The following is a 10,948-nucleotide window of genomic DNA, read 5'->3' on the forward strand; positions in this document are numbered from 1 at the left end:
CGCCCCGGCCGGCCCCGTCACTCCGGAGCCGCGATCCGCCTGCCCCGGACGTGCACCGCGGCGATCGCCGGCTCGCGCAGGGTCATCAGCAGGGCGAAGAGCAGCTGGGCCGTCGCCTCCTCCTCGTCGTCCGCGCGGATCCCGTGGGCGAGGACGTCGGCGAGCGGCTCCCACCGGTCGGGCTCGATGCGGAGGAAGTCGGCGTCCTTCCCGGGGTCGAGGCTGCCGAAGCGGTCCTCCTGGTCGAGCGCCCGCGCTCCGGCGAGCGTCGCCGTGAACAGGAGCTCGGCCGGATGCAGGGCGACGGCCGCGTCGCCGGGCTCCGAGAGGTGCACCTTGAAGGCGTCGTTCGCCACTCGCGCCAGCAGCCATTCGTCGCCCGCGCCCACGTCCGTGCCGAGAGCGACGGTGACTCCGGAGGCGACGGTCCGGCGCCAGGGCATGGTGCCGGAGCCGAGGAACTGCTGCGAGGTCGGGCAGTGGGCGATCGAGGTGCCGGTCTCCGCCATCCGGTGCAGCTCCGCGTCCTGGCAGTGCACGGCGTGGGCGAGGATCGTGCGCGGCCCGAGGAGCGAGGAGCCGCCGCGCGCGGAGCCGGGCAGGAAGAGCCCGTCGTAGGTGTCGAGGTAGCTTCGGGTGCCGTACGAGCCGAGGACCGCGGCGATCTCGCCGTCCCCGGGCCGGTCGTTCTCGTTGAGGTGGCTGTGCACGTAGACGCCGAGCCCTCGGACGTCGTCGTAGAGGTCGCCGAGCGCACCGAGGGTCCGAGGAGTGACGGACAGCGAGAACCGCGGGACGAGTGCGACTTGCAGGAGCGGGTCCCTCCCGTGCCAGCGGGCGATCTCCTCCGACGCGAGCGTCAGCGCCTCGTCCTCCGACGTGATCAGGGGAGCCGCCGAGGCCGGCCCCGTGGTCTGGATGCCGCGCCCCGACACGATCCGCAGCCCCGCCTCGCGGGTGCGCTCGAAGAGGGCGTCCTGCGCCGCCGGGAACGCGGAGCCGAAGACCATCGCGGCGGTCGTGCCCGCAGCCACCCGCCGCCGGGTGAAGGCGCGCGCGACGACGTCGGCGAAGTCCGGGTCGGCGAGCCGCGCCTCCGCCGGGAACACCGTCCGGTCGAGCCACTCGAGCAGCTGGCCGCCGCCGAAGCCGTCGGTCGAGAACGTCTGGGGGAAGTGCACGTGCGCGTCGACGAAGCCGGGCAGCAGGATCGACGCCGCGTCGCCGGAGACCGGCAGGAGCGCGTAGCGGCCCGGCAGCTCGCCGTACGGACCGACCCAGGCGATCGTGCCGTCGTCGTCCACCGCGAGTGCGCCGTCCGGGATCGACACCAGCGACTCCTGCGCGGTCTCGAGAGTCGCGCTCCCGGAGACGTGCAGGACGTGCCCCCGGTGGACGCCCCCGGCGCCGGTCACACCAGGCCCGTGTAGGCGGTCCAGGCGGATCCCGCGGGCGGCGCGTCGTCGCGGGTGACACTCGCCTGGATCAGCCCGTAGGGGCGGTCGTCGGCGTGGAAGACCTCGTTGTCGTTCTCGATGCCGAAGGGCGAGAGGTCGTAGACGAAGTGGTGCTTGTTCGGCGCGGAGAGCCGGATCTCGACGATCTGCGGGTACTCCTCCAGCACCGCCCTCCCCATCTCGAAGAGCGTCTGCTGGAGGGCGAGCGAGTGCACGGTCGCGAAGCGGCTGGTCATCAGCGCCTTGACGCCCGCGTAGACCGCCTCCCAGTCCATCGCCGCGATCTCGCCCTCGGTCAGGGCGAAGCGCCACTTCGCGACCAGCGACGTCGCCATCACCCGGTCGTTCGTCGGCTGGAGGACCGTGTAGGGGTCGGTGAGGAAGCCGTGGAACTCGCTCCCCGTGGACTTGAGGATCGTGAGGTCCTTGAAGCCGCCGGTGATCCAGATCCGCCGCTCGTCGCCCGAGCCCTCGACCGTCACCGACGCGATCCGCGTCTCCTGGCCCTTCCGGACCCAGGTGTGGTCGTGCTCGCGCCCGTCCACCAGCACGCGCTCCCAGGCGAACTCCTCGATCTCGATGCGGGCGCCGTGGACGGGCTCGTACCCGTCGACGAAGTGGCGGGCGAGCTCGAGACCGTAGGGCTCGATCGAGCGCAGGCCCTTCTCCTTCGCGAAGGCGTACGCGGTCTGCTTCTGCGTGTCCGTGGGCAGGACGGCCGACTGGTCGCCCTCGCGGTGCGCGGCCTCGAAGTCGCCGCGGAGGGCGGTGGAGACGTTGACGTCGTGGATCTCGTGCCGCGGGGTCTCGCGGTAGATCCGCACGACGCGGTTCTCGGCTTTCCCGTACTGGTGGTCCCCGAGGATGATCGACATGTCCGCTCCTGTCCGTTCACTGCGGCCGGGCCGCGCGTGGTTCCCGTCCGGCTCGAGGCTCCTTCGAGCCCGTCCGCCAGCTTCGCGCCTGACGGACGCTCCGCGCATCGGCGGAGCGACCCGAGTCGCCGTCTCCGCGTCCCCGAGTCTTGTGCGATCCGCCCGCTCCGCGGCTCCGACCCGCCTCCGTTCACATACTGGAAACGTGCCGATGACACGGGGTCGCCGATGAGCGGCGGGCCTCCCCGAGGTGTCGTCGCCAGGGGTGCAGGGATCGCCAGGGGTGCAGGGATGGGCGGTCGAGGTCAGGGGCGGGTGAGGAGGCGCCCGGCGGGCGGGACCGTCTCGGCGGTGACGCGGCGGCCGCCGACCCAGGTGGCGGCGACGGTGCCGCGGAGGACGCGGCCCTCGTAGGCCGAGACGGGGTTCCGGTGCGAGAGGGCATCGACGTCCACGCGCCATTGCGCCTCCGGGTCGAAGGCGACCAGGTCGGCGTCGGAGCCCGCGTGCAGCAGCCCCTTCTGGCCGAGCCCGGCGAACGCGGCGGTCGCCGTGGACATCCAGGCGACGACCTGCTCGAGCGGGATGCCCCGCTCGCGGGCCCCGGTCCAGACCGCGCGGAAGCTCAGCTCGAGCCCGGAGATCCCGCCCCAGGCGATGCCGAAGTCGCCGCCCGCGGGGAGCTTCAGCTCGGCGGTGGCGGGGGAGTGGTCCGACGCGATGATGTCGATCGTCCCGTCGAGCAGCCCCTTCCAGAGCAGCTCGCGGTTGCGCTCGTCGCGGATCGGCGGGCAGCACTTGAACTGCGTGCCGCCGTCGGGGATCGAGCCGGCGTCGAAGGTGAGGTAGTGCGGGCAGGTCTCGGCGGTGATCGGCAGCCCCTCGGCCTTCGCCTCGCGCAGGAGCGGCAGTGCATCGGCGGAGGAGAGGTGCAGGATGTGCGCGCGGCAGCCGGTCTCGCGGACGGCCTCGATCACGTGCAGGATCGCGCTGCGCTCGGAGGCGGGCGGGCGGGAGTCGACGAATGCGCCGTAGGAGGCGCCGGGCTCCAGCGCGCTCGCCTCCAGCTCGGCCGGGTCCTCGGCGTGCACGATCAGCAGTCCGTCGAATCCGGCGATCTCGCGCATCGCCTCGACGAGCTGCTCCCGGCTCAAGTGCGGGAACTCGTCCACGCCGCTCGGTGAGAGGAAGCACTTGAAGCCGAAGACGCCCGCGTCGTGCAGCTCGCGCAGCGTGCCGAGGTTCGAGGGGATCGCCCCGCCCCAGAAGCCGACGTCCACCTGCGCTTGCGGCCCGGCCGCCGCGCGCTTGGCCTCGAGCCCCGCCACCGTGGTGGTCGGCGGGATCGAGTTCAGCGGCATGTCGATGATCGTGGTGACGCCCCCGGCAGCGGCCGCGCGGGTGGCGGAGGCGAAGCCCTCCCACTCCGTGCGGCCCGGCTCGTTGACGTGCACGTGGGTGTCGACGATCCCCGGGATCAGGACCTGGCCCTCGGGGAGGACGATCTCCTCCGTGGTGCGCCAGGGGGCGTCCCGCTCGCCGACCGCGACGATCAGGCCCTCGGCGATCGCGATGCTGGCCGGACGCCGGCCGTTCTCGGTCAGCACGTCGGAGGCGCGGATCACGAGGTCGAGGAAGGGAGCGTCGTCAGGCATGGATCGACCCTATACTCGGCATGTTTCCTGCGTGTGAGCGCCCGTCGGCGGCTCCGCTCGGCCGCGTTGCGGCTCCGGCGCCGTCGCCTCCCGTCCGTGCCGCAGCCGTGGCGCCGTCGCCCTCCGTCCCTGCTGCAGCCGTGGCGCCGTCGCCCTCCGTCCGCATCGCAGCCCCGGCGCCGTCGCCTCCCGTCCGAGAAGAGGAGACCGTCGTGCTCGACATCGCCGCCGCCCTGCTCGATCGCGTCGAGGCGGGCGGGAGCGTCGCGGTCGTCACCGTGACCCACGTCTTCGGCTCGGCTCCGCGTGCCCTGGGCTCCTCCATGGCGGTCGACGCCGACGGGCACGCGATCGGCTCGATCTCGGGCGGTTGCGTGGAGGCGCAGGCGTACGCGCTGGCCCAGGAGGTGCTCGGCTCCGCGGGCACCGCCGCCGAGCACTTCGGCTTCGACGACGAGGCCGCCTTCGCCGCGGGGCTCTCCTGCGGAGGGCAGCTGCGCGTGTTCGGCCAGGTCGTCGACTCCGGCTCCATCGCGGTCCTCGCCGAGCTGCGCGCCGCCCGTGCCGGCCGCTCGGCCGCGCTGGCCGTCGTCGTCGGCGGTCCGGAGGAGCTGGTCGGCCTCGTCCTCACCGGAGCGACGCGCCTCCAGGACGTCGTCGGCCCGCACCTGGACGAGGACACCGCCCGTCGGATCCTCGCCGAGCGCGAGGCGCGCCTCGCCTCCGGTCGCTCGGCCACGGTCGAGACCGCCTGCCGGGGCGCGGAGCTGGAGGTCGCCTACGTCGTGCACGCCGAGCGGCCGCGCCTGCTGATCTTCGGCGCCGTCGACTTCTCCGCTGCGCTCTGCTCCGCCGGGTCCCTGCTCGGCTACCGCGTGACCGTCTGCGACGCACGTCCGGTGTTCGCGACCGCCGAGCGCTTCCCCGGCGCCGACGAGGTCGTCGTCGAGTGGCCGTCCGACCACCTCGCCCGCACCGAAGTTGACTCCCGCACGGTGATCGCGGTGCTCACCCACGACGAGAAGTTCGACATCCCGCTGCTCGAGACCGCGCTCGCGCTCCCGGTCGCCTACGTCGGCGCGATGGGATCGCGGCGCACCCACGAGCGGCGGCTGCGGCTGCTGCGCGAGGCGGGAGTGACGGAGGAGGCGCTCGCCCGCCTGCACTCGCCGATCGGCCTGGACATCGGGGCGTCGACTCCGGAGGAGACGGCCGTGTCGATCCTCGCGGAGGTCCTCGCCGCGCGCACGGGGACGTCGGGGGAGCCGCTCGCGGGGCGCTCGGGGCCGATCCACGCTGCGCGCTGAGCGGTGGCCCTGAGCGGTGGCCCTGAGCGGTCTGCAGGCCCCCGCGCGATCTGCAGGGGTGAGTGCCGTGTGCAGGGGTATGTGCGATTTGCAGGGGTATGTGCGATCTGCAGGGGTATGTGCGATTTGCAGGGGATGCTGCTCGTTCTCGACCGATCGCGCGGAAGGATGGGCCTTGAGGCGCGCATCCCCTGCAAATCGCACGCGCCCGTCCTGCAGACGGAACTTCCTCCTGCGAATCGCACACTCCGCCCCTGCACACGGCGCACACTCCTGCAGATCGCACACCCTCCTGCAGACGGCACGCGCTCCTGCAGATCGCACGCGCCCCCTCCTGCAGACGGCACGCGCTCCTGCAGATCGCGCGCCCCTGGGGTAACGGCCGCGAAACACCGCGGTGCCATGCTCGGGGCATGCAGCGCCACGTCCTCACCGGAGCCCATGTCGCCACCGTCGACGCGCACGGGACCGAGCACCCTGTCGGCCACGTCGTCGTCGACGACTCCCGCATCGTCGCGGTCGGAGCCGGCGACCCTCCGGCGTGGGCCCTCGACGGGCGCTCTCCCACCGGCGGGCCCGCCCACGAGCCGATCACGCTCACGCGGATCGACGGCCGTGGCCACCTCCTCACGCCCGGCCTCGTCAACACGCACCACCACCTCTACCAGTGGCTCACCCGCGGCTGGGCGCAGGACTCGATCCTCTTCGACTGGCTGGTCGCGCTCTACCCCGCGTGGTCTCGGATCGACGCCGATCTGACCCGCTCCGCCGCCCTCGGCGCGATGGGCGTCCTCGCCCGGTCCGGCTGCAGCACCGTCGCCGACCACCACTACGTCTTCCCGCGGGGCTCCGGCGACATCGTCGGCGGCATCGTGGACGCGGCCGCCACCCTCGGGCTCCGGCTGCACGCGACCCGCGGGTCGATGGACCTCGGCGAGTCGAGGGGCGGCCTCCCGCCGGACTTCGCCGTCGAGACCACCGCTGCCGCGCTGCAGGCGAGCGGAGAGGCGGTCCAGCGGTACCACGACGCCTCCGCCGACGCGATGGTGCGGGTCGCGATCGCACCGTGCTCGCCCTTCTCGGTGACCACCGACCTGCTTCGGGAGTCGGCCGTCCTCGCCCGTCAGCTCGGGGTCCGGCTGCACACCCACGGCTCCGAGACCGTGGAGGAGGACGCCTACACGCGGGAGGCGTTCGGCCTCTCGCCCACCGACCACCTGGAGTCGCTCGGCTGGCTCGGCGACGACGTCTGGATGGCGCACTGCGTCCACCTCGATTCCGATGCGATCGCGAAGTTCGCGGCCACGGGCACCGGAGTCGCGCACTGCCCGTCCTCGAACGGCCGGCTCGCGGCGGGCATCGCGCCGATCCCGCAGCTGCTGGCCGCGGGAGCACCGGTCGGCCTCGGCGTGGACGGCGCGGCGTCGAACGAGTCCGGGCAGCTCGGCTCCGAGATCCGCGCCGCGGTGCTGATGAACCGCCTGCGCGCCGGCGCCGACCGGATGAGCGCCCGCCAGGCCCTCTCGGTCGCCACGATCGGCGGGGCGCGGGTCCTGGGCCGTCAGGACGAGATCGGCTCGATCGAGGTGGGCAAGCTCGCCGATCTCGCCCTCTGGCGGATCGACGGGATCGAGCACGCGGGCATCGCGGATCCGGTCGCGGCGCTGGCGCTCGGTGCGCAGCCCCCGCTGAGCCTGCTCCTGGTGCAGGGCCGCCCGACGGTGCGGGAGGGCCGGCTGGTGAACGCGGACGAGGACGCGATCGCCCGCGAGGTGGCCCGGGCGAGCGCGGAGCTCGCGTCGCGGGTCTGAGCGGCGGATCACAGCAGGCGGGCCTCACCGGGTCGCGCCGCGCATCCGCTTCGTCGCCCTCAGCCGGGAGGCGCCCCCGCCTCGACGGTCGCGACCGGTGCCGCATCCGGATGGAGGAGCCGCCAGACGCGGTCGCGGGACAGCGGCAGCTCGGTGGGCCGGACGCCGATCGCGTCCCGGACGGCGTTCGCGAGCGCGGGGGCGACCGGGTTGTAGGGCGCCTCGCTCATCGACTTCGCCCCGAACGGCCCGAGGTCGTCGGCCGTGTCCGCGAAGTAGACCTCGGTCTCGGGCACGTCCGCCATCTGCGGGATGTGGTAGTTCCGCAGGATGGCCGTGGTGACGGTGCCCTCGCCGTCGAGGATCACCTCCTCGTAGAGCGCCGAGCCGATCGCCTGCGCCACTCCGCCCTCGACCTGCCCGCGGCACTGCGCGGGGTTGATCACGAAGCCGGCGTCGGCCGCCTGCACCGACTGCAGGATGCGGACCTCGCCCGTCGGCTCGTGCACCGCGACGCGGAAGCCCTGGACGTTGAACGCGAGCGAGCGCTGAGCCCCGTCCTCGGTGCCGGTCGCCGTGACGGGCCCGCCTGCGGCGCGCACCAGGTCGGCGAATCCGACGCGGGTGCCATCGGGGGCGAGCAGGCCCTCGTCGTCGGGCTCGAAGGTCTCGTCGTGCCCGGTCAGCCGCTTGGCGAGCGCCTGCAGGTCGGCCAGGAGGCGCGTCGCGGCCGAGTACACGGCCTTTCCCGCGACGACCGTTCCCGCGCTGCCGAACGCTCCGGTGTCGTAGCGCGCCGCGTCCGTGTCGGACTGCCGGATGCGCACGCGGTCGGCGGAGGCGCGGAAGGCGCTCGCCACCAGCTGCGTGTGCACGGTGGTCGTCCCGTTGCCGAACTCGGCCGTGCCGACGCCGATGGTCAGCACTCCCTCGGCGTCGACGGTGACGGTCGCCTCCGAGAAGTGGCCCCTCGGAGGGATGGTGGCGATCATCGCCAGTGCGGTGCCCTGCCCCGTCCGCCACCCCGGTCCGACGGGGGCGGGGGAGCCGCCGCCGCCGGCCAGAGCCGCCTCGGTGAGGTCGAGGCACTGGTCGAGCCCGTAGGAGGCGAAGCCGATGTCGTCGCCCTCGACGTGCGTGACCACCAGCGGCTCGCCGGGGCGCACCGCGTTGATCCGCCGCAGCTCGAACGGGTCGATCCCGAGCTCACGCGCCAGTTCGTCCATCGCCGATTCGATGCCGAAGATCACCTGCCCGAGGCCGTAGCCGCGGAACGCTCCCGAGGGGAGGTTGTTCGTGTAGACGGCCTGCGCGTCGACGCGTTTGCTGGGCGCGCTGTAGACGGCGACCGACTCGGAGGTGCCGTGGAACATCACGCCCGGTCCGTGGTTGCCGTAGGCGCCGGTGTCCGAGAGCACGTCCACGGCGAGGGCGGTCAGCCGTCCGTCGCGCCGGGCGCCGAGCGTGACGCCGACCCGCATCGGGTGTCGGCAGGGGGCCATCGTGAACTCGTCGCTCCGGGTGAACTCGAACTGCACAGGCCGACCGGTGGCGAGCACGGCGAGGGCGACGACGTCCTCCGTCAGGATCTCCTGCTTGCCGCCGAAGCCGCCGCCCACCCGTGCCGTGAAGACGCGGACGGTCGACGGATCGCGGTCGAACAGGCGCGCGATCTCGTCGCGCACGAGGAAGGGCACCTGCGTCGAGGTCCGCAGCACCAGCTCTCCGCCCTCCATCCAGCCGATGGTCCCGTGAGTCTCCAGCGCCGTGTGCGCGACGCGGGAGGTCGAGTAGCGGCCCTCGACGACCACGTCGGCCTCCGCGAGTCCGGCGGCCACGTCCCCGTACTCGCCGTGGAGCTCCGCGACGACGTTCGCCTCCGGCCGGGCGATGCGCGAGGCGATCGGGTCCTTGTCGGCGTGCAGGAGCGGCGCACCGGGGGAGCGCGCCTCCTCCGGGTCGAAGACGGCGGGCAGCACCTCGTAGTCGATTTCGACGGCGCGGCAGGCCGCCTCCGCCTCGGCCACCGACTCCGCGACCACCACGGCGACACGCTGCCCGCGGAACCGGACGACCGTGTCGAGCATGCGGGTGTCGTCCGGGTCGTCGAGCCGGGACTCGTGGCGGGCGGTGGAGTAGAGGACGTCCGGAACGTCCTCGGCGGTCAGGACCGCGACGACGCCCGGCATCGCGCGGGCGGTGGTCGTGTCGATCGAGCGGAGGCGCGCGTGGGCGTGCGGGCTCTGGACGACCTTCAGGTGCAGCAGGCCGGGCACGGCGATGTCGAGGGTGAACGGCTCGCGGCCCTGGACGATCCGGCGGCCGGCGGGCGCGCCGAGCGAGCGGCCGACCCGCGACTCCTCGGCCGACGGGCGACCCGTGCGGCGGACGGGCGTGAGACCCGACGGCGGGGCCGCGTGCCGCCCGTGACCCGGCGCCTCTCCGCGGTCGGAACCGGACGGCCCGGCCGCGTGCGCGCCGTGCCCGGACGCGCAGGCGCCCGTCACGGCCTCGCGGATGGGACGGTAGCCCGTGCACCGGCACAGGTTCCCCTTCATCAGCCGCGGCACGTCCTCGGGGCGGACCCCGTCCATCGCCGTCGCCGTGACCACCATGCCGGCCGTGCAGAAGCCGCACTGGAACGCGCCGGCCTCGACGAACGCCTCCTGCACCGCGCTCGGCTCCTCACCCGTGCCGAGGCCGGCCGCAGTCGTCACCTCGCGCCCTTCGACGCGGTGGGCGGGGTAGAGGCAGGAGTGGAACGGCGTCCCGTCGACCAGGACGGAGCAGGCGCCGCAGTCGCCGGCGTCGCACCCCTTCTTCACCTCGAAGTGCTCGTGATCGCGGAGGAGGGTGCGCAGCACCTGGCCCGGGCGGGGGGAGGCGTCGACCGGCTCCCCGTTGACGGTGAACCTCATCGGGCACCTCCGGTCAGCTCGGCGCGGATCTCCTCGGCGAGCACGCGGACGACGGCGTGGCGCCAGTCGGCGGCTCCGTGCGGGTCGGTGAACCAGGTCGCGACGCCGTCGACGGCCGCGGCGAGCTCGGCGGCGGACGGGGCGGTGGCGAAGCGGAGCAGCTCCGGCCGGACGGTCGCCGCGGAGATCGTGAGGACGAACGCGCCGTCGGTGTCGAGGCGGCCGATGACGACGGCGCCGGAGCGTCCGAGAGGCGAGAGCGCCGTCTTGCGGAACGCGGTGCGCGCCCGGAGGGAGGAGAGCGGGAACTCGATCGAGCGGATCACGTCGTCCCGGGCGAGCGTGGTGGTCATGTTGCCGGTCACGAGCTCGGCGACCGGCACGGAGACGTCCGAGCCGTCGGCCCGCCAGACGAGCGCAGTGGCGTCGAGCGCGGCGGCGAGGCTGATCATCGGTCCGGCGGGCAGGGCGTTGGCGATGTTGCCGCCGACGGTGGCGACGTTCCAGATCTTGAAGGAGCCCAGCAGCGCCGTGCAGCACTGGAAGAAGAGCGGATGCGCGGCGTCGCCCGCATCGGGCATCGCGGCGAGCTCGCTGAGCGTGCAGGTCGCCGCGATCGAGAGGCCGTCGGGGGTCCTCGTGATCGGCTCCCAGCCGAAGCCCTGGAGGTCGAGCAGTTCGTCGAGGTGGTCGTGGGGGAGGGAGAAGACCCAGGAGCCGCCTCCGATGACCGCCGAGCGCGGCCCGCGGTCGGCCAGCTCGGAGCGGTCGCGCACCACCCGGACGCGCCGGATCGTGTTCAGGTCCATGCCGCGCCTCCGTCCCTGCGCCGGTCCGGCGCCTCCCCCCGCCCGGGCCAGGTGCTGCGCACCCTCCTCCGCGATCACGAGCACTTCGAGGTGAAGAAGGGGTGCGACGCCGGCGA

The 10,948-nt window shown here is 73.6% G+C and carries 7 protein-coding genes; 2 read left to right on the forward strand and 5 right to left on the reverse strand.

Annotated features, from left to right (window positions below; genetic code table 11):
- Positions 1–17: 17 nt before the first annotated feature.
- The 3 genes from C5D44_RS09620 to allB form a co-directional block, all read right to left on the reverse strand.
- On the reverse strand, positions 18–1,415 hold the full coding sequence (locus C5D44_RS09620) for an amidohydrolase family protein (protein ID WP_104281509.1): 1,398 nt from the start codon (positions 1,413–1,415) through the stop codon (positions 18–20).
- Positions 1,412–2,332 carry a factor-independent urate hydroxylase gene (gene pucL / locus C5D44_RS09625; protein ID WP_104281510.1) on the reverse strand — a complete coding sequence of 307 codons (921 nt, stop codon included), beginning with the start codon at positions 2,330–2,332 and terminating at the stop codon, positions 1,412–1,414. The genes C5D44_RS09620 and pucL overlap by 4 nt, the downstream gene beginning before the upstream one ends.
- Positions 2,333–2,637: 305 nt before the next feature.
- Complete coding sequence (allB, locus tag C5D44_RS09630) at positions 2,638–3,987, reverse strand: allantoinase AllB (RefSeq protein ID WP_104276763.1); 1,350 nt, start codon at positions 3,985–3,987, stop codon at positions 2,638–2,640.
- A 212-nt stretch (positions 3,988–4,199) separates the two neighbouring features.
- Here allB and C5D44_RS09635 point away from each other — a divergent pair, with 212 nt between their 5' ends.
- Positions 4,200–5,294, forward strand: a complete 1,095-nt coding sequence (locus C5D44_RS09635; RefSeq protein ID WP_258067936.1) for an XdhC family protein — start codon at positions 4,200–4,202, stop codon at positions 5,292–5,294.
- Between the two features lie 413 nt (positions 5,295–5,707).
- The gene (locus tag C5D44_RS09640) at positions 5,708–7,105 is read left to right on the forward strand and encodes an 8-oxoguanine deaminase (RefSeq protein WP_104276761.1); all 1,398 of its coding nucleotides are present in this window, start codon (positions 5,708–5,710) and stop codon (positions 7,103–7,105) included.
- Positions 7,106–7,164: 59 nt separating this feature from the next.
- Here C5D44_RS09640 and C5D44_RS09645 read toward each other — a convergent pair whose 3' ends face one another.
- Both C5D44_RS09645 and C5D44_RS09650 read right to left on the reverse strand, forming a co-directional pair.
- The gene (locus tag C5D44_RS09645; protein WP_104281512.1) at positions 7,165–10,023 is read right to left on the reverse strand and encodes a molybdopterin cofactor-binding domain-containing protein; all 2,859 of its coding nucleotides are present in this window, start codon (positions 10,021–10,023) and stop codon (positions 7,165–7,167) included.
- Positions 10,020–10,948, reverse strand: a 929-nt coding sequence (locus C5D44_RS09650; protein ID WP_308471645.1) for an FAD binding domain-containing protein, incomplete at its 5' end; no start/stop codon positions are given. The genes C5D44_RS09645 and C5D44_RS09650, both read right to left, overlap by 4 nt.

Source organism: Rathayibacter sp. AY1B5, from assembly GCF_002932795.1.
GTDB lineage: Bacteria > Actinomycetota > Actinomycetes > Actinomycetales > Microbacteriaceae > Rathayibacter.

Bases quoted from the DNA above. Each gene is read 5' to 3' on its own strand.
- pucL (WP_104281510.1), bottom strand. From the start codon at position 2,332: ATGTCGATCATCCTCGGGGACCACCAGTACGGGAAAGCCGAGAACCGC.
- allB (WP_104276763.1), bottom strand. From the start codon at position 3,987: ATGCCTGACGACGCTCCCTTCCTCGACCTCGTGATCCGCGCCTCCGAC.
- C5D44_RS09640 (WP_104276761.1), top strand. From the start codon at position 5,708: ATGCAGCGCCACGTCCTCACCGGAGCCCATGTCGCCACCGTCGACGCG.
- C5D44_RS09645 (WP_104281512.1), bottom strand. From the start codon at position 10,023: ATGAGGTTCACCGTCAACGGGGAGCCGGTCGACGCCTCCCCCCGCCCG.